The following is an 18,636-nucleotide window of genomic DNA, read 5'->3' as shown; positions in this document are numbered from 1 at the left end:
GCGACCGACGTGCCGCGCCCGCCGTGACCGTGGCACCGCGCCTGGCGCGACCGTGGCACCGGCCGTTCCCCGCAGTGGCATCCTGGAAACCGACGACGGGTCCGAAAGGCCGCCGGTGTCCGAGGCGGTCCGAGGGCCGAGGGAGGGGTAGGAGCCATGACAGGGGCGATCCCGAGGGAGACGAGCACGCCGCAGCCGCCGGCCCGGCCGATGCGGGCGGACGCACGGCGGAACCACGACCGGCTGGTGGGCGAGGCGCGCAGGTCGTTCGCCGAGCACGGTACGGACGCGTCGCTGGAGGACATCGCCCGGCGGGCGGGCGTGGGGATCGGCACCCTGTACCGGCATTTCCCCAACCGGGACGCCCTGATGAACGCGGTCTTCCAGGACGCCCTGTGCTCCCTGCTGACCCGTTCCCGTGAGCTGGCGGCGGCGGAGGCGCCGTGCCGGGCGCTGGTGGACTGGCTGGGCGCCATCGTCACGCATGCGGGCGAGTACCGCGGTCTGGCCCACGCCCTGATGTCCGCCTCCCGTGACGCGACCTCGCCGCTCACGCAGTGCCACCAGCCGCTGCGGGAGGCGGGTGCGGGCCTGCTGCGCCGGGCCCAGGAGAGCGGGTCCGTACGGGACGACGTCTCGATCGACGACCTTCTCCAGCTCACCAACGCGATCGCACTGGCGGCCGAACAGTCGCCCGACGACCCGGAGTTGACGGAACGGCTGCTCCGGCTGACGCTGCGCGGGCTGAAGTAGGGGCTGGAGACGGCGGCCTGAGGCAGCCGAGCCGAGGAGCGCGCCCCTCTCAGCGGCGAGTGCACCCCTTCCCTCCACTTCCCTCGACCGAAGGGAAGCGCCCTCGGGTGGAGGGAAGTGCTCCGCCCTCGGGTGAGGGACGGCGGTCCGGGGGGGGGGCGGTGCCCCCCGGACCGGTCCGCCGGAATGGGCTACCGCCGGCGGAGATCCGCCACGCGGGCGCGCTCGCCCGACGAGGGCTGGTCGGACAGGGACGTGGCGCTCCGCAGCTGCGGCCCCAGCCCCCCGTTCCGCGGCGTCGTACGCCGCTGTCCCGGCAACGGCATGTCGCGGCGCGGGCGGCGCTCTCCGGGAGGGCCGTCCCCGCCGGACGCGTCCGTGTCCGGACCGGCCACCGTGATCTCCACACCCTGATCGGCCAGGGCCTGGAGCTCGGCGGCGGCCCGCTCGTCGTGGAGCGGCGGCTCGTCCGTGACCAGACGGGTGATCAGCTCGGTGGGCACCGTCTGGAACATGGTGTCCGAACCGAGCTTCGTGTGGTCCGCCAGGACGACCACCTCCGAGGCGGCCTGGACGAGAGCCCGGTCGACGCTGGCCGAGAGCATGTTGGAGGTGGACAGGCCACGCTCCGCCGTGAGACCGCTCCCGGAGATGAACGCGCGGGAGACCCGCAGCCCCTGGAGGGACTGCTCCGCCCCGCTGCCCACCAGCGCGTAGTTGCTCCCGCGCAGGGTGCCGCCGGTCATGACGACTTCGACCCGGTTGGCATGGGCCAGCGCCTGGGCCACCAGCAGCGAGTTGGTGACGACGGTCAGACCGGGGACGCGCGCGAGCCGGCGGGCCAGCTCCTGCGTGGTCGTGCCGGCACCGACCACGATGGCCTCGCCCTCGCCGACGAGACCGGCGGCCAGGTCGGCGATCGCGGTCTTCTCCGCGGTGGAGAGATGGGATTTCTGCGGAATGCCGGACTCCCGCGTGAGACCGCCCGGCAAGACCGCACCGCCGTGCCGGCGGTCGAGGAGTCCTTCTGCCTCCAGTGCCCGCACGTCCCGCCGTACGGTCACTTCGGAGGTCTGGACGACGCGGGCGAGCTCACGGAGCGATACCGCCCCGTTGGCACGCACCATTTCGAGGATCAATTGACGACGTTCTGCAGCGAACACGGAACTGACAGTAACCTGCCCGCCGGTGGGTTTTCAGCAGTTTGCGCCGAATAACAGAAGTTGTACTTCAAAGGGGCCTCCAAGTGGTATAGGAGGCCCCTTGGTCGGTCAGGGGTGATCGCGGACGGCTCTCAGCGCCGTCCGGGCTGCCGGGGGTTGCCGGGGATTGTCCGGTTTCCCGGCCCCTCAGCCCTCGCCGGTGAGCTTGCGGGTGTGCAGCTGCCGGGCCACTTCGGCGATCGATCCGGACAGGGACGGGTACACGGTGAATGCGTTTGCGATCTGTTCCACCGTCAGGTTGTTGTCGACCGCGATCGAGATGGGGTGGATCAGCTCGCTGGCGCGCGGCGCGACGACGCAGCCGCCGACCACGATCCCCGTACCGGGGCGGCAGAAGATCTTGACGAAGCCGTCGCGGATGCCCTGCATCTTGGCGCGCGGGTTGCGCAGCAGCGGCAGCTTGACGACCCGCGCCTCGATCTTGCCCGCGTCGACCTCGGCCTGGCTGTAGCCGACGGTGGCGATCTCCGGGTCGGTGAAGACGTTGGCGGAGACCGCCTTCAGGTTCAGCGGGGCCACCGCGTCGCCGAGGAAGTGGTACATCGCGATCCGGCCCTGCATCGCGGCCACCGAGGCCAGCGCGAAGATCCCGGTGACGTCGCCGGCCGCGTAGACGCCGGGGGCGCTCGTGCGCGAGACCCGGTCGGTGAGGACGTGCCCGGAGTCCTTGAGCCGTACGCCCGCCTCCTCCAGGCCCATCCCCGCCGTGTTCGGGATCGCGCCGACGGCCATCAGGCAGTGCGAGCCGGTGATGACCCGGCCGTCCGCGAGGGTGACCTCGACCCGGTCGCCGACGCGCTTGGCGGACTGGGCGCGGGAGCGGGCCATGACGTTCATCCCGCGCCGCCGGAAGACGTCCTCCAGGACGGCGGCGGCGTCCGGGTCCTCACCGGGCAGCACCCGGTCGCGGGAGGAGACGAGGGTGACGCGGGAGCCGAGCGCCTGGTAGGCCCCGGCGAACTCGGCGCCGGTGACACCGGATCCGACGACGATGAGCTCCTCGGGCAGCTCGTCGAGGTCGTAGACCTGGGTCCAGTTGAGGATGCGCTCGCCGTCGGGCTGCGCGTCCGGGATCTCCCGGGGGTGGCCGCCGGTCGCTATCAGCACGGCGTCGGCGGTCAGCCGCTCCTCGGTGCCGTCGGCGGCGGTGACGACGACCTGGCGGGAGCCGTCGGCGGCCTGGAGACCGTCGAGCCGGCCCCGGCCCCGCATCACGCGGGCGCCGGCCCTGGTGACGGAGGCGGTGATGTCGTGGGACTGGGCGAGCGCGAGGCGCTTGACCCGGCGGTTGACCTTGCCGAGGTCCACGCCCACGACACGGGCGGCCTGCTCCACGTGCGGGGTGTCGTCGGCGACGATGATGCCCAGCTCCTCGTACGAGGAGTCGAAGGTGGTCATCACCTCGGCCGTCGCGATCAGGGTCTTCGACGGCACGCAGTCGGTGAGGACCGAAGCTCCGCCGAGACCGTCGCAGTCGACGACGGTCACCTCCGCACCGAGCTGGGCGCCCACCAGGGCTGCCTCGTAGCCGCCGGGGCCGCCGCCGATGATCACGATCCGGGTCACGAAAAGTCCGCCTCGCGTTGGGTTGCCCCGCGGCCGCCCTGCCGCCCCGGCCGGGGGTCCGGGGGATCGCCCCGGGGGTCTGCAGTACGTACTCCATTGTCCCGCACGCGCCAAGGTGCTTCGCCCCGGGGCCCTCCATACGGGAAAGGACGCGCCCACCACGGGGGATCGGGGCGGCCGGGGCGCGCGGGAACAAACGATCGGCGCGCGGACGCGCGCGAGACCGGGTGGCCCGAGACGCGGAGGCACGGGCGGCGGAGAAGGCTGTCCGGGCGGCGCGCGGACGTGGTCCGGACGGCGCGCGGACGTGGTCCGGACGGCGCGCGGACGTGGTCCGGACGGCGCGCGGACGTGGTCCGGACGGCGGGAGCGCACGGAAGCGGGGCCCGTCCCCGGCGTCACGCGCCGTCCCCGTACTCCCCCGACCGGGGCCTTCGTCACAGGAACCGCCTCTCCCGCTCCCGCCTCCCGTACCCTCGGTCCCATGTCGCTCTACGCCGCGTACGCCGGCAACCTCGACGCGCGGCTGATGACCCGCCGCGCCCCGCATTCCCCGATGCGCAGCACCGGCTGGCTCAACGGCTGGCGGCTGACCTTCGGCGGGGAGCAGATGGGCTGGGAGGGGGCGCTGGCCACCGTGGTGGAGGCGCCGCGCTCCCAGGTCTTCGTCGCGCTGTACGACCTGGCGCCGATGGACGAGGACTCCATGGACCGGTGGGAGGGCGTCGGCCTCGACATCTACCGCCGCATGCGCATCCGGGTGCACACCCTGGACGGCGAGGAACCGGCCTGGATCTATGTGCTGAACGGGTACGAGGGCGGGCTGCCCTCGGCGCGCTACCTGGGCGAGATCGCGGACGCCGCGGAATCCGCCGGCGCGCCCCACGACTACGTGATGGAACTGCGCAAGCGCCCCTGCTGAACCGCTGCCGGACCCGGCTGGGCCAAGTGCCGTGCGTGCGGTCGCTGCCGAGCCCCTGCCGGTCACCGGCCCCTGTCGAGCCGCTGTGGGCCTGCGCCGGTCCCGCCGACTGCTGAGCCACTGCCGGTCGGCGCCGGGTCCCCGTCGGCCCGGCACCCGGCCGGGGCGGTACCCCGGCGGGCGCCGAGCGGGCCACGGTCCAGACTCTCTCTGCCTCCGGTTCCCGTCCGCACCGGCCCCTGACCAGGGCGGACGGGAACCCTCCCGCGCGTCGGCCGGGGCCCGGCCGACGCCCTGGTCGTGCGAAAGCACAAAGACCTCCCGCGCGTCTTTGCGCCGGGGCATCTACGCGCGTAGGGATTCAGCGGTTACCCTCATCCGCGTGAACGCATCTGTTATTCCGGACAACATCCAGGGCGACCCGAAGGCCGCCGCCGCCGGGGCCGCCGCCCGTCTGCGCGAGCTGACCGGCGCCGAGACCCATGACGTCGCCCTGGTCATGGGCTCCGGCTGGGCCCCCGCGGGCGAAGCGCTCGGCGTCCCGGAGGCCGAGTTCCCCGTGACCGAGCTGCCCGGCTTCCCGGCGCCCGCCGTCGAGGGCCACGGCGGCACGGTCCGCTCGTACAGGATCGGCGAGAAGCGCGTGCTGGTCTTCCTCGGCCGCACGCACTTCTACGAGGGCCGGGGCGTCGCCGCCGTCGCCCACGGGGTCCGTACGGCGGTGGCCGCGGGCTGCAGGACCGTCGTCCTGACGAACGGCTGCGGCGGCCTGCGCGAGGGCATGCGGCCGGGGCAGCCGGTCCTGATCAGCGACCACATCAACCTGACGGCCGCCTCCCCCATCATCGGCGCCAACTTCGTCGACCTGACCGATCTGTACTCCCCGCGGCTGCGCGCGCTGTGCAAGGAGATCGACGACACGCTCGAGGAGGGCGTGTACGTCCAGTTCCCCGGCCCGCACTACGAGACCCCGGCCGAGATCAACATGGTCCGGGTCATGGGCGGCGACCTGGTGGGCATGTCCACAGTCCTGGAGGCCATCGCGGCCCGCGAGGCGGGCGCCGAGGTGCTGGGCCTCTCCCTGGTCACCAACCTGGCGGCGGGCCTCTCCGGAGAACCCCTCAACCACGAGGAGGTGCTCCAGGCGGGCCGCGACTCGGCGACCCGGATGGGCGCACTGCTGGCGAGGGTGCTGGAGCGCATCTAGGGACTCTCGTGTGGATCACGCCGGGCTCGCGGGGTCCGGCCCCTGATCCAGCCTGATCCACACGAAAGACCCCGGGCGGTACGCGGTGGGCCGGGCCCTTTCCCCCGGGCAGTAGGCGGTGGACCGGGCCCCTTCTCCGGCTCGGTCCGGGCCCCTTCTCCGGCCCGGACCGAGCTCCGCCTCCGCCCCGGACCGGGGTGGAGGCCCCGCCCGGTCCGGCGGCCCGCTACGCCCCAGCCTTCCGGGATCGGGCCGTCCCAGCCCGTCAGGCGTTGAGCGATCCCTTCCGGCAAAGGGCGCTCCCGGCCCGTCCCCCGGTCGAGGAGCGGGGCCCGGGGCGGAGCCCTGGTTTCGGGGAAGGGCGCGCAGGGGAACAGCCCGCGCAGCGTCCACCCGCGTCCACCACCCGCATCACGTACCACCGCCCCGCACACCGAAGACTTCCGCACCCCCCTGAAAGGCGGCCCCCGTGCAGCACGACCTCATCGCGCAGGCCAGAACCTGGCTGGCCGAGGACCCCGACCCCGAGACGCGCGACGAGCTGGCCGCGCTGATCGAGGCCGGCGACACCCAGGAGCTGGCCGCCCGTTTCGCGGGCACGCTCCAGTTCGGCACCGCCGGGCTGCGCGGCGAGCTCGGGGCCGGGCCGATGCGGATGAACCGGTCCGTGGTGATCCGGGCGGCGGCCGGTCTCGCCGCCTACCTGAAGGCGCAGGGGCAGGAGGGCGGGCTCGTCGTGGTGGGCTACGACGCCCGCTACAAGTCCGCCGACTTCGCGCGCGACACCGCCGCCGTGATGACCGGTGCGGGGCTGCGCGCCGCCGTCCTGCCGCGCCCGCTCCCCACCCCCGTCCTGGCGTACGCCATACGGCATCTGGGTGCGGTCGCCGGGGTCGAGGTCACCGCCAGCCACAACCCGCCGCGCGACAACGGCTACAAGGTCTACCTCGGCGACGGCTCGCAGATCGTGCCCCCCGCCGACGGCGAGATCGCGGCCGCCATCGCAGCGGTCGGCCCGCTGGACGGCGTGGTCCGTCCGGAGGACGGCTGGGAGACGCTGGGCGAGGACGTCCTGGACGCCTACCTGGCCCGTACGGACGCGGTCCTGGCCGCCGGCAGCCCCCGGACCGCACGCATCGTCCACACGGCGATGCACGGCGTCGGCACCTCGGTGCTGACCGCCGCGTTCGAGCGGGCCGGCTTCCCCGCGCCGGTGCTCGTCGCCGAGCAGGCCGAGCCGGACCCCTCGTTCCCCACCGTGGCCTTCCCCAATCCGGAGGAGCCCGGCGCGATGGATCTCGCCTTCGCCACCGCGCGCCGGGCCGCGCCGGACCTGATCATCGCCAACGACCCGGACGCGGACCGCTGCGCCGTCGCCGTGCCCGACACCTCGGTGGAGGGCGGCTGGCGGATGCTGCGCGGCGACGAGGTGGGCGCGCTGCTCGCGGCGCACCTGGTGGAGCGGGGCGTCTCCGGCGTGTTCGCGGAGTCGATCGTGTCCTCCTCGCTGCTCGGCCGGATCGCGGAGAAGGCGGGCCTCGGGTACGAGGAGACGCTGACCGGCTTCAAGTGGATCGCGCGGGTGGACGGCCTGCGGTACGGGTACGAGGAGGCGCTCGGCTACTGCGTCGACCCCGAGGGCGTCCGGGACAAGGACGGCATCACCGCCGCCCTCCTCGTCGCCGAGCTGGCCTCCGTGCTCAAGGAGCGGAGCCGTACGCTCCTGGACCTGCTGGACGACCTGGCGCTCGCCCACGGCCTGCACGCCACCGACCAGCTCTCGGTGCGGGTGGAGGACCTGACGGTCATCGCGGACGCCATGGCCCGCCTCCGCGAGCAGCCGCCGACCGCCCTCGCGGGCCTGGCGGTCACCTCGGCCGAGGACCTGACGCGGGGCACGGACCGGCTGCCGCCCACCGACGGGCTGCGCTACCACCTGGAGGGCGCGCGGGTGATCGTCCGCCCGAGCGGCACCGAGCCGAAGCTGAAGTGCTACCTGGAGGTCGTCGTCCCGGTGGCGGACGCGGCCGGGCTGCCCGCGGCGCGGGTCCGGGGAGCGGAACTGCTCGCCGCGATCAAGCGGGACCTGGCGGCGGCCGCCGGGATCTGAGGACCGCGCGGGAGAAGCGAGGAGGAGGCGCCGGCCCGGTGGAAGCTTCCACCGGGCCGGCCCCTCCTCCTCCAGCGCCGTCGGCGGTCACGCCCGGCAGCCCGCGGCCGTCCGTGGTCACGCCGGGCAGCGTTCGGCCATCAGGGGGCACGCGGGCGGCGTTCGGCCGTCCGCAGGTCCGCCGGGGCTGGTCAGCCCACCGCCCAGACCACCGCGAGCACGACCGCGCCGGCCACGGCCGGGGCCATCACCTCGTACGCCCAGCGCACCGAGACCTCGGCCGCGCCCTCCGGCGTCGTCCCGCCCGCGCCCTCGGCCAGGTCCCGCAGATCGCGGACGGTCTGGTCGGCGGAGGCGGTGCGGGCGGCGGAGTCGCGGACGTCGGCGCTGACCGACGTACGGCCGTAGGGGTCGTCGTGCGCCGCGCGGGCCGCGCTGCGCGCCGCGCGCTTGCGGGCGCGCAGCGAGACGGGGACCGCCCAGAGCTGGTACTTCGCGCCGTCCTGGGCGAGCAGCTCGGAGGAGTACGAGGCGCGCACGTCGGCGACCTCGGTCCAGGGGAGCAGGATCGTCCGGAACGGGTTGCGGACGCGGATGCGCTCGTCGTTCACGAAGACCGCGGGCCGCAGGGTGAAGGCCACGACCAGCGGCACCACGAGCAGCAGGGCCCCCGCCGCCAGCCACGGCACGCGGCCCTCGCCCCGGATCATGGCGTCGCCGGCCATCCAGGCGATCAGCAGGAGCAGCAGCACCCCGCAGACCAGCGCGGCGACGGACCGGTAGGTCCGGTCGGCGTAGGGCGGCTCTGCGGGAGGTGTGGGGCTCGTCATGGGGCCGATTCTGCCTGACGGGCACGGAGGTCGGCGGAGCGGCCGTGCCGCCCGGCCGCGGGTCGCACCAGGTCGCCGCGGCACGCGGCCCCGGAAGCGGGACGTACGGCCGTCGGGCGCGGGACGCACCCGGCGTCGGGGACGGAGCGCACCGGCTGCCCGCGGCCTCGTGCGGAACGCCCGGATGACCTGGCCCCCTGTACAGGTCGCTACGCGCGTAGATATGCTCCTCTGGTGACCATGCCCACCACTGCTCCCGCATTCTCCGACGCGACGGCGTCCGACAGTGCGCTGCGCCGCTTCCTGTTCGGGCTGCCCGGCGTCGACGCCGTCGGCCTCGAAGCGCGCGCCGCCGCCCTCGGAACCCGTTCGATCAAGACGACGGCCAAGGCGTACGCCATCGATCTCGCCATCTCGATGATCGACCTGACGACGCTGGAAGGCGCGGACACCCCGGGCAAGGTCCGGGCTCTCGCCGCCAAGGCCGTCAACCCCGACCCGACCGACCGCACGACCCCGCGCACCGCGGCCGTCTGCGTCTACCCCGACATGGCGGCCACCGCCGCCGCCGCGCTGGCCGGCTCCGGTGTGAAGGTGGCGTCCGTGGCGACCGCCTTCCCGGCGGGCCGGGCGGCGCTGGACGTCAAGCTCGCGGACGTCCGCGACGCCGTGGCGGCCGGGGCGGACGAGATCGACATGGTGATCGACCGGGGGGCGTTCCTCTCCGGCCGGTTCCTGAAGGTCTACGAGGAGATCACCGCCGTGAAGGCGGAGTGCGGCCCGGCCCGCCTCAAGGTGATCTTCGAGACCGGCGAGCTGTCCACGTACGACAACATCCGCCGGGCCTCCTGGATCGGGATGCTGGCGGGCGCGGACTTCATCAAGACCTCGACCGGCAAGGTGGCCACCAACGCCACCCCCGCCAACACCCTCCTCATGCTGGAGGCCGTGCGCGACTTCCGGGCGGCCACCGGCGTACAGATCGGTGTGAAGCCCGCCGGCGGTATCCGCACCACCAAGGACGCGGTGAAGTTCCTGGTCCTGGTGAACGAGACCGCGGGCGAGGACTGGCTGGACCCGCACTGGTTCCGGTTCGGCGCGTCCAGCCTGCTCAACGACCTGCTGATGCAGCGCCAGAAGCTCAGCACCGGCCGTTACTCCGGCCCCGATTACGTGACGGTGGACTGATAGCCATGGCATCCGCATTCGAGTACGCACCGGCGCCGGAGTCCCGTTCCGTCGTCGACATCGCCCCGTCCTACGGGCTGTTCATCGACGGCGAGTTCACCGAGGCCGCCGAGGGCAAGGTCTTCAAGACCGTCTCGCCGAGCACCGAGGAGGTTCTCTCCGAGGTCGCGCGCGCGGGCACGGCGGACGTGGACCGGGCCGTGAAGGCGGCCCGGAAGGCGTTCGGGAAGTGGTCGGCGCTGCCCGGCTCCGAGCGCGCCAAGTACCTGTTCCGGATCGCTCGGATCATCCAGGAGCGCAGCCGTGAGCTGGCCGTCCTGGAGACGCTCGACAACGGCAAGCCGATCAAGGAGACCCGCGACGCGGACCTCCCGCTGGTCGCCGCGCACTTCTTCTACTACGCCGGCTGGGCCGACAAGCTGGACCACGCGGGGTACGGGGCGAACCCGCGCCCGCTGGGTGTGGCAGGCCAGGTCATCCCGTGGAACTTCCCGCTGCTGATGCTCGCGTGGAAGATCGCCCCGGCGCTCGCCACGGGCAACACGGTGGTCCTCAAGCCCGCCGAGACGACCCCGCTCTCCGCCCTGTTCTTCGCGGACATCTGCCGCCAGGCCGGGCTGCCGAAGGGTGTCGTCAACATCCTGACCGGGTACGGCGACGCGGGCGAGGCCCTCGTCACGCACCCCGACGTGAACAAGGTCGCCTTCACCGGCTCGACCGCGGTCGGCAAGGCCATCGCGCGCTCCGTCGCGGGCACCGACAAGAAGGTCACGCTGGAGCTGGGCGGCAAGGGCGCGAACATCGTGTTCGACGACGCCCCGATCGACCAGGCCGTCGAGGGCATCGTCACCGGGATCTTCTTCAACCAGGGCCAGGTCTGCTGCGCGGGCTCCCGGCTGCTGGTGCAGGAGTCGGTCCAGGACGAGGTGCTGGACGCGCTGAAGCGGCGGCTGTCCACGCTGCGGCTGGGCGACCCGCTGGACAAGAACACCGACATCGGCGCGATCAACTCCGCCGAGCAGCTGGCCCGGATCACCGCTCTGGTGGAGACCGGCGAGGCGGAGGGCGCGGAGCGCTGGAGCGCCCCGTGCGAACTGCCGTCGTCCGGCTACTGGTTCGCCCCGACGCTCTTCACGAACGTCACGCAGGCGCACACGGTGGCGCGGGACGAGATCTTCGGCCCGGTGCTCTCGGTCCTCACGTTCCGCACCCCGGACGAGGCGGTCGCCAAGGCCAACAACACGCAGTACGGCCTCTCGGCGGGCATCTGGACGGAGAAGGGCTCCCGCATCCTCGCGGTCGCCGACAAGCTCCGGGCGGGCGTCGTCTGGGCCAACACGTTCAACAAGTTCGACCCGACGTCGCCGTTCGGCGGCTACAAGGAGTCGGGCTACGGCCGCGAAGGCGGCCGCCACGGCCTGGAGGCGTACCTCGATGTCTGACCGCGAACCGATCAACGGCTCCGCCGAGCGGCGTCTCGGCGTCTTCAAGACCTACAAGCTGTACGTCGGGGGCAAGTTCCCCCGCTCCGAGAGCGGCCGGGTGTACGAGGTGACGGACTCCAAGGGCCAGTGGCTCGCCAACGCACCGAAGTCCTCCCGCAAGGACGCGCGTGACGCGGTCGTGGCGGCGCGCAAGGCGTTCGGCGGCTGGTCGGGCGCGACCGCCTACAACCGGGGCCAGGTCCTCTACCGCGTCGCGGAGATGCTGGAGGGGCGCCGGGAGCAGTTCGTCCGCGAGGTGGCCGCCTCCGAGGGGCTGTCGAAGTCCAAGGCGGGCGCCGTGGTGGACGCGGCGATCGACCGCTGGGTCTGGTACGCGGGCTGGACCGACAAGATCGGGCAGATCGCGGGCGGGGCCAACCCGGTCGCGGGCCCCTTCTTCAACCTCTCCACCACCGAGCCGACGGGCGTGGTCGCGGTCCTCGCGCCGCAGGAGTCCTCGCTCCTCGGCCTGGTGTCGGTGATCGCCCCGGTCATCGCCACCGGCAACACCGCGGTCGTCGTCGCCTCGGCCGACGCCCCGCTGCCCGCGCTGTCGCTGGGCGAGGTACTGGCCACCTCGGACGTCCCCGGCGGCGTGGTCAACATCCTGTCGGGCGTCACGGCGGAGATCGCCGCCCCGCTCGCCGCCCACCAGGACGTCAACGCGATCGACCTGACCGGCGCGGACACGGCGCTGGCCAAGGAGCTGGAGATCGCCGCGGCCGACAACCTGAAGCGCGCCCTCCGTCCCCAGCCTGTGGACGGGGGCGCGGCGGGCGCCGAGGACTGGTTCGCCTCCCCCGGAACGCACCGGCTGACGGCCTTCCTGGAGACCAAGACGGTGTGGCACCCGACGGGCGCGCTGGGAGCCGCGGGCTCCTCGTACTGACCCGCCGCATCCGGCACCCGGACGGGGCCGCCCTCCCACCCCGAGGCGGCCCCGTCCGGCGTGTCCCGCGCGTCAGCCGGTGACGAGACCGGTCACCTGGCCCACCACGGGCAGCTCGCTCAGCGAGGCGCCACTGGCGATGGGGCCGGTGACGATCGCGGTGGTCACCGGCTTGAAGTCGGCGATCTGGGTACCCACGGCGTTGTCCAGCGGGTCCACCCCGGTGTTGGCCAGCGGGTCGAGCTGAAGGTCGGTGACCGGGGCGACACTGCTGGCCAGCGAGGTGCCGAGCGCGCTGGTCACCGCCGGCGCGGCCGTCTCGCCCACCGCCTTGAGGGCGGAGGTGCCCTGGTCGGGGACCTCGGAGACGGCGGGCAGCTGTACGGCCCCGGCGGAGCCCGCACCGGCCCCCAGGGCCGCTCCCAGGGCGGTGAGTGTCAGACCGGCGCGCAGCAGGGCGCGGCGTTCGGGCTTGCGTGCGTGAAGTCCCATGTTTTCCACCTGATCGAACCTGGTCGGGTAATCGTCTGTGCGCGCAGAGTAGTTGAGGTGTGATGCTGGATACCAACGGACGGCCCGGGGGGTCCCCTGCCCGGGTCAATGCCTCACACTTCTGTTCTGTGAGTTCCCAACCGATCCCGACCCGCGTCGTCCTGCTCGCGGGCCCCTCAGGCTCCGGCAAGTCCGTCCTGGCCGCCCGCACCGGCCTCCCGGTGCTGCGCCTGGACGACTTCTACAAGGAGGCGGGCGACCCGACGCTGCCGCAGGTCCCCGGCTCCCCGGACATCGACTGGGACTCCGCGGCGTCCTGGGACGCGGACGCGGCGGTCGCCGCCATCGCCGAGCTGTGCCGGTGCGGCAGCACGGACGTCCCGGTGTACGACATCGCCACCAGCTCCCGTACGGGCCACGAGACCTTCCACATCGAGCGGTCGCCGCTGTTCGTGGCGGAGGGCATCTTCGCGGCGGACATCGTGCGGCGCTGCCAGGAGCTGGGGCTGCTGGCCGACGCGCTCTGCCTGCGCGGCCGCCCGACGACGACCTTCCGCCGCCGCCTGGTCCGTGACCTGCGCGAGGGCCGCAAGTCGGTCCCGTTCCTGCTGCGGCGGGGCTGGCGGCTGATGCGCGCGGAGCGCCGCATCGTGGCCCGCCAGACGGCCCTGGGAGCGTATCCCTGCGGCAAGGAAGAGGCCCTGGGCCGCTTCGCCGCCGCCGCGGCGGGCCGGTGCCGCCGGGCGAACGTGACGGCGCCGGTCCCGGAGTAGGCGGCTCGGCCGGCGGGTGCGTCGCGGCACGGCGGGAATTCCGGTAGGTGCGGCGCGGCGGGGATTCCGGCGGGCGCGGCGGGGGATCGACGACAGCGGGGTCGCCCGGGCCCCCCGGCCCGTACGACCCCGCTGTCTTCCCCTGGCCCACGCCTCCCCCGAAGCGATGGACCGTTTCCCCTTGTTGCTCCCCCGTGTCCCCCGTATCCCCATTCCCCCGGGGGTCCCCTCGGTCCCCGTTTTTCCTGCTCCCCCGTACTTCCCCCCGTGGCCCCCGCCTCCCCCGAGACGGAGGGCCCAGCCTCAGGCCACCAGCTCGCCGAAGGACTCCTGCTCGTCACGTCCGAAGCTGAGGACCTCGTCCTCGCGCAGCCGGCGCAGGGAGCGCCAGATGCTCGACTTCACCGTGCCGACACTGATGTCGAGGATGGACGCGATCTCCGGGTCGGTGCGGCCCTCGTAGTACCGCAGGACCAGCATCGTGCGCTGGAGTTCGGGCAGCCGGGCCAGTGCCTGCCAGAGCACCGCCCGCAGCTCCGTGCCGCGCATCGCGTCCGTGTCGCCCACCGTCTCCGGCAGCTCCTCGGTCGGGTATTCGTTGAGCTTGCGCCTGCGCCAGGCGCTGATGTGCAGGTTGGTCATGGTGCGGCGCAGATAGCCGCCGACCGCGGCCTTGTCGCTGATCCGGTCCCACGCCCGGTACGTGGAGAAGAGGGCGCTCTGCAGCAGGTCCTCGGCCTCGAACCGGTCTCCGGTCAGGTGGTAGGCGGTCGCGTACAGGGAGGCCCGTCGCTCCTTGACGTAGGCCGTGAACGCCGCTTCGGCGTCCGCGTTCTCCGTCCGGCCGGTGCGATCCCCCGTGGCCTTCCCGTACGCGTTCGACCCGCCGTCCCCCGCCGGCGCGTCGACGACCGCCATGAACGCCGGCCTGCGCACCTGCTCCGCGGCCGACGGGTGCTGACGTCCGGCGCCTCGAACACACCCCCGTACGTTCGTGACGGCGCCGGACTTCTCTCCGCTCCGGCCGACATCGTGGAGACGCGTGACAACCGCGCTTGAGCTGGTGCTGTGCAGTGCGTTCATCTCGCGCCCCCTATCGGTGGAGTCCGTTCGTTCCTTGCTGACCACGAGCTTGCCGGGGCAGTTTCATGGCGCTGTCCCCCGACTGTCACAGACCTGTCACAGGGGCCGTCGTGGCCGTACCCCGACAATCGGAGCGGACCGCAGGTCGAACTGAAGCGCCCCCATGGGCCAGAATGACGCTCGTGCCTTTCCTGTTGCTGATCGAGGACGACGACGCCATCCGCACGGCCCTCGAACTCTCGCTGTCACGCCAGGGCCACCGTGTGGCCACCGCGGCGACGGGAGAGGACGGCCTGGAGCTGCTGCGCGAGCAGCGCCCCGACCTGGTCGTGCTGGATGTGATGCTGCCCGGCATCGACGGTTTCGAGGTGTGCCGGAGGATTCGCCGCACCGATCAACTGCCGATCATTCTGCTGACCGCGCGCAGCGACGACATCGACGTCGTGGTCGGACTGGAGTCCGGCGCGGACGACTATGTGGTCAAACCCGTCCAGGGCCGGGTGCTGGACGCCCGGATCCGGGCGGTGCTGCGGCGCGGGGAGCGCGAGTCGACCGATTCGGCGACCTTCGGCAACGTGGTGATCGACCGCTCCGCCATGACCGTCACCAAGGACGGGGAGGACCTGCAGCTCACGCCGACCGAGCTGCGGCTCCTGCTGGAGCTGAGCCGCCGGCCGGGACAGGCGCTGTCCCGGCAGCAGTTGCTGCGCCTGGTGTGGGAGCACGACTACCTGGGCGACTCCCGTCTGGTGGACGCGTGTGTGCAGCGGCTGCGCGCGAAGGTGGAGGACGTGCCGTCCTCGCCGACCCTGATCCGTACCGTGCGGGGCGTGGGTTACCGGCTGGACTCGCCTCAGTGACCGCGACCGCCGGGCGGTCCCTGCGTGCCGGGCTGCGCTGGACCAGTCTGCGGATGCGGCTGGTCGTCGTGTTCGCCCTGGTGGCGCTGGTGGCCGCGGTGTCCGCTTCGGGGATCGCGTACTGGCTCAACCGCGAGGCCGTGCTGACCCGTACGCAGGACGCCGCGCTCGACGACTTCCGGCGGCAGATGCAGGACACCGCGGCGGCGCTGCCGACCCGCCCCACCAAGGACGATCTCCAGCGGGCCGCCGGGGAGATGGCGACCGGCAGCCCCGGTTACAGCGTGCTGCTGGTGGCCGAGCGTGAGCGGGGCAAGCCGATCGTGGGCTACTCCGACCTGGACACCTTCACCCGTGCCGACGTCCCCACGTCGCTGCGGAAGCAGGTGGCCCGCACCTGGCCGCTGACGTCGGGCAACGACCACGAGTACCACCTGTTCTGGCAGCGTACGAGCATCGCGGGCACCCCGTACCTGGTCGCGGGCACGCGGATCATCGGCGGCGGCCCGACCGGATACATGCTCAAGTCCCTCGACCAGGAACGGCAGGACCTCAACTCGCTGGCCTGGTCGCTGGGGATCGCCACCGCCCTCGCGCTGATCGGTTCGGCGCTGCTCGCCCAGGCCGCCGCGACGACCGTGCTGCGCCCGGTGCAGCGGCTCGGGGACGCGGCCCGCAAGCTCGGCGAGGGCAAGCTCGACACCCGGCTCGTGGTCTCCGGCACGGACGAACTCGCTGATCTCTCCCGTACGTTCAACAGGACGGCGAGCTCGCTGGAGAAGAAGGTCGCGGACATGAGCGCGCGGGAGGAGGCGAGCCGCAGGTTCGTCGCCGACATGTCCCACGAGCTGCGCACCCCCGCTGACCGCGATCACCGCGGTCGCCGAGGTGCTGGAGGACGAGGCGGACACCCTCGACCCGATGATCGCGCCCGCCGTGCACCTGGTGGTCAGCGAGACCCGGCGGCTGAACGACCTGGTGGAGAACCTGATGGAGGTGACCCGCTTCGACGCGGGCACGGCCCGGCTCGTCCTGGACGACGTCGACGTGGCTGATCAGGTGACCGCGTGCATCGACGCGCGGGCCTGGCTGGACGCGGTGGATCTGGACGCGGAGCGCGGAGTCATGGTCCGGCTCGACCCGCGCCGGCTGGACGTGATCCTGGCCAACCTCATCGGCAACGCCCTCAAGCACGGGGGCTCGCCGGTGGGCGTACGGGTGCGGATCGAGGGCGAGGAGCTGGTCATCGAGGTACGGGACCACGGTCCGGGCATCCCCGAGGACGTGCTGCCGCACGTCTTCGACCGCTTCTACAAGGCCAGCGCCTCCCGGCCGCGGTCGGAGGGCAGCGGACTGGGCCTCTCGATCGCCATGGAGAACGCGCACATCCACGGCGGCGACATCACGGCGGCGAACTCCCCGGACGGCGGCGCCGTCTTCGAACTGCGGCTGCCGCGCGACGCCGAGCGGATCGCACGGAACGACGAACCGGGCGCGGACACCCCGGACGAGAACGGGGCGACGTGAAGCACGGCGACATCACGTACGCGGGGCGGCGACCGCTCCGGCGGCGCACGACGGCCGCTGACGCGCCGGTGGCCGGGGCCCGGCGGCGCACGGCGGCCTCGATCGCGGCCGTGGCGGCGGTCGCGGCACTGCTCTCCGGGTGCGGCATCCGTACCACGTCGGTGCCGGTGGACGCGGGCGCCGCGCCCTCCCGCGTGCCCTGCCGGCTGTCCGCGGCGGACGTCGCCACGTCGTCGCCGGACGGGGAGCGCGTCAAGGTCTACCTGGTGTGCGCCTCGCAGCTGGTCACCGTGGAGCGTCCGGTGGAACGGCGTGCGGCCGGCGACGATCCGGTGGTGGTCGCCCGGGCGCTGCTCGCCGAGGCGCAGCGGGCGCCGTCGGCGGGCGAGCGGCGGGCCGGGTTCACCACCGCCGTACCGGTGGGGATCCGGGTGGAGGCGGCGCGCGACGACGACCCGGCGGGCACGGTGCGGCTGAGCAGTCAGCCGGAGGACCTGTCGGCGGAGGCGCTGGCGCAGCTGGTGTGCACGTACGCGGAGAGCGAGACGCTGGTCCGGGACGGTTCGGTGGTCCTGGGCGGACCGGGCAACTACCCGCCGCGCGGCTACCTGTGCACCTCGCAGACGAAGACCCGGCCGGGGGACCTCGCCACCACGCCGGACGCGGTCGGGCTGGGCTGAGGCGGCCGTGGCCGGGCGGGCCGGGTCGTTGCCGCTCGCCCGCCCCGTCCTGACCGGCGCGCGGCCCTGCGGAGGCCGGGGCGTGACCGCCGGGCCGGTGCGTTCCGGGGGCAGGGGCGTTCCGGGTGGGCAGGGGGCGTACGGAACCGATCCCGCCGGTCGTCGCGTCTTGGTGGGCGTGCGGCACAGTTCGGACGGCCAGACCGTCATCCACTTCCGCGCGGCGGGGGTCACTCTCCTGGTCGCGCACCTCCTGCTCGTCGGGTGGCTGACCTTGCGCCCGCTGGACGTCCCCTGGATCACGGCGGCGAATTTCGAGCCGCTCGCCGGGATCAGGGCGGACCTCGCGCTGGGACCGGTCGAGGCGGCCCGCCGGATCGGCGGCGCGCTGCTGCTGCTGGCCCCGCTCGGGGTACTGCTGCCGGTGGCCGGGGGCCGGATCTTCGTCTCCTCGTGGCTCTCCCTGCTGCGTACGGCCGCCGCCGGGGCGCTGATCTCGCTCGCCATCGAGCTGGGCCAGACCGGGGTGCCCGGCCAGGTCGTCGACATCGACTCGCTCCTGCTGAACACCACCGGGGTCGTGGTGGCCCATCTGCTGGTCGTCCCGCTCTGCCGGGCGCGGCTGCGCCGCCGTGGCCTGCCCGGAGCGCGGGATCTGCCGTACCACCGCCGGGAGACCCGCCTCAGGGACGAGGCCCCTGGGGGGTCGACCCCGACGATTACCGGGGTCGGTCTCGCCCCGTAGAGCGATGCTTTGTCCCCCTCCGCGGGGGCACCATGGATACATCCGGGAGCGGAGAAGACCGACTGCTCCTCCCGCCACGTTCACGAAGGAGCCCACCATGGCCGCACTTGTCCGCCCCCGCGAAGGCCGCATGATCGGCGGAGTGTGCGCGGGCCTCGCCCGGCGTTTCGGCACCTCCGCCGGCACGATGCGCGTCATCTTCCTCGTCAGCTGTCTGCTGCCCGGCCCGCAGTTCCTGCTCTACGTGGTGCTGTGGGCGCTGCTGCCCTCCGAGAAGTCCGCGTCCTCCGCGGCGGCCTGGTGA

The 18,636-nt window shown here is 73.2% G+C and carries 17 protein-coding genes and 1 pseudogene; 13 read left to right on the top strand and 5 right to left on the bottom strand.

Annotated features, from left to right (window positions below):
- The first annotated feature begins 156 nt into the window (after positions 1-156).
- Positions 157-753 (top strand): TetR/AcrR family transcriptional regulator, encoded by a 597-nt coding sequence (locus QFZ71_RS19460; protein WP_373465130.1) that lies wholly within the window; start codon positions 157-159, stop codon positions 751-753.
- 191 nt (positions 754-944) lie between these two features.
- Here the strand turns inward: QFZ71_RS19460 and QFZ71_RS19455 are convergent, their stop codons facing one another.
- Both QFZ71_RS19455 and QFZ71_RS19450 read right to left on the bottom strand, forming a co-directional pair.
- The gene (locus tag QFZ71_RS19455) at positions 945-1,916 is read right to left on the bottom strand and encodes a DeoR/GlpR family DNA-binding transcription regulator (protein WP_307669455.1); all 972 of its coding nucleotides are present in this window, start codon (positions 1,914-1,916) and stop codon (positions 945-947) included.
- 186 nt (positions 1,917-2,102) lie between these two features.
- Positions 2,103-3,542, bottom strand: coding sequence for an NAD(P)H-quinone dehydrogenase (locus QFZ71_RS19450; RefSeq protein WP_007458836.1), 1,440 nt, complete (start codon positions 3,540-3,542; stop codon positions 2,103-2,105).
- Between the two features lie 484 nt (positions 3,543-4,026).
- On the opposite strand from QFZ71_RS19450, the gene QFZ71_RS19445 reads away from it, so the two are divergent.
- From QFZ71_RS19445 to QFZ71_RS19435, 3 genes are all read left to right on the top strand, one after another.
- Complete coding sequence (locus QFZ71_RS19445) at positions 4,027-4,464, top strand: gamma-glutamylcyclotransferase (protein WP_006127099.1); 438 nt, start codon at positions 4,027-4,029, stop codon at positions 4,462-4,464.
- Between the two features lie 382 nt (positions 4,465-4,846).
- Positions 4,847-5,671 (top strand): purine-nucleoside phosphorylase, encoded by an 825-nt coding sequence (locus QFZ71_RS19440; RefSeq protein WP_307669454.1) that lies wholly within the window; start codon positions 4,847-4,849, stop codon positions 5,669-5,671.
- Positions 5,672-6,140: 469 nt separating this feature from the next.
- Positions 6,141-7,781, top strand: coding sequence for a phospho-sugar mutase (locus tag QFZ71_RS19435; RefSeq protein WP_307669453.1), 1,641 nt, complete (start codon positions 6,141-6,143; stop codon positions 7,779-7,781).
- A gap of 191 nt (positions 7,782-7,972) precedes the next feature.
- Here QFZ71_RS19435 and QFZ71_RS19430 read toward each other — a convergent pair whose 3' ends face one another.
- Complete coding sequence (locus QFZ71_RS19430; protein WP_307669452.1) at positions 7,973-8,611, bottom strand: PH domain-containing protein; 639 nt, start codon at positions 8,609-8,611, stop codon at positions 7,973-7,975.
- Between the two features lie 240 nt (positions 8,612-8,851).
- Here QFZ71_RS19430 and deoC point away from each other — a divergent pair, with 240 nt between their 5' ends.
- Genes deoC through QFZ71_RS19415 form a run of 3 tightly spaced genes read left to right on the top strand, consistent with a single transcriptional unit; the run spans position 8,852 to position 12,172 of the window.
- Positions 8,852-9,799, top strand: coding sequence for a deoxyribose-phosphate aldolase (gene deoC / locus QFZ71_RS19425; RefSeq protein WP_307671516.1), 948 nt, complete (start codon positions 8,852-8,854; stop codon positions 9,797-9,799).
- 5 nt (positions 9,800-9,804) lie between these two features.
- Positions 9,805-11,241, top strand: coding sequence for an aldehyde dehydrogenase family protein (locus QFZ71_RS19420; protein WP_307669451.1), 1,437 nt, complete (start codon positions 9,805-9,807; stop codon positions 11,239-11,241).
- Positions 11,234-12,172, top strand: a complete 939-nt coding sequence (locus tag QFZ71_RS19415; protein ID WP_307669450.1) for an aldehyde dehydrogenase family protein — start codon at positions 11,234-11,236, stop codon at positions 12,170-12,172. The genes QFZ71_RS19420 and QFZ71_RS19415 overlap by 8 nt, the downstream gene beginning before the upstream one ends.
- Positions 12,173-12,244: 72 nt before the next feature.
- Here the strand turns inward: QFZ71_RS19415 and QFZ71_RS19410 are convergent, their stop codons facing one another.
- The gene (locus QFZ71_RS19410; protein WP_307669449.1) at positions 12,245-12,664 is read right to left on the bottom strand and encodes a hypothetical protein; all 420 of its coding nucleotides are present in this window, start codon (positions 12,662-12,664) and stop codon (positions 12,245-12,247) included.
- A 62-nt stretch (positions 12,665-12,726) separates the two neighbouring features.
- Between QFZ71_RS19410 and QFZ71_RS19405 the strand changes: the two genes are divergently transcribed.
- Entirely contained in the window at positions 12,727-13,437 is a 711-nt protein-coding gene (locus tag QFZ71_RS19405) for a uridine kinase (RefSeq protein WP_307669448.1), read from the top strand.
- Positions 13,438-13,740: 303 nt separating this feature from the next.
- On the opposite strand, the gene QFZ71_RS19400 is transcribed toward QFZ71_RS19405, so the two are convergent.
- A complete protein-coding gene (locus tag QFZ71_RS19400; RefSeq protein ID WP_307669447.1) occupies positions 13,741-14,520 on the bottom strand; it encodes a SigE family RNA polymerase sigma factor in 780 nt (259 codons plus the stop codon).
- 182 nt (positions 14,521-14,702) lie between these two features.
- Between QFZ71_RS19400 and afsQ1 the strand changes: the two genes are divergently transcribed.
- The 5 genes and pseudogenes from afsQ1 (at position 14,703) to QFZ71_RS19375 (ending at position 18,636) form a co-directional block, all read left to right on the top strand.
- On the top strand, positions 14,703-15,380 hold the full coding sequence (afsQ1, locus tag QFZ71_RS19395) for a two-component system response regulator AfsQ1 (RefSeq protein WP_006127084.1): 678 nt from the start codon (positions 14,703-14,705) through the stop codon (positions 15,378-15,380).
- Positions 15,377-16,907, top strand: a pseudogene (locus tag QFZ71_RS19390) (ATP-binding protein). The gene afsQ1 and the pseudogene QFZ71_RS19390 overlap by 4 nt, the downstream one beginning before the upstream one ends.
- Positions 16,904-17,587 (top strand): hypothetical protein, encoded by a 684-nt coding sequence (locus QFZ71_RS19385; protein WP_307669446.1) that lies wholly within the window; start codon positions 16,904-16,906, stop codon positions 17,585-17,587. The pseudogene QFZ71_RS19390 and the gene QFZ71_RS19385 overlap by 4 nt, the downstream one beginning before the upstream one ends.
- Before the next feature lie 172 nt (positions 17,588-17,759).
- Positions 17,760-18,332, top strand: a complete 573-nt coding sequence (locus tag QFZ71_RS19380) for a VanZ family protein (RefSeq protein WP_307671515.1) — start codon at positions 17,760-17,762, stop codon at positions 18,330-18,332.
- Between the two features lie 97 nt (positions 18,333-18,429).
- A complete protein-coding gene (locus QFZ71_RS19375; RefSeq protein ID WP_307669445.1) occupies positions 18,430-18,636 on the top strand; it encodes a PspC domain-containing protein in 207 nt (68 codons plus the stop codon).

The sequence above is a fragment of the Streptomyces sp. V2I9 genome (assembly GCF_030817475.1).
Classification (GTDB): domain Bacteria; phylum Actinomycetota; class Actinomycetes; order Streptomycetales; family Streptomycetaceae; genus Streptomyces.
The sequence above is the reverse complement of the archived record's forward strand: the minus strand, read 5'-3'. Positions and strand labels throughout refer to the sequence as shown.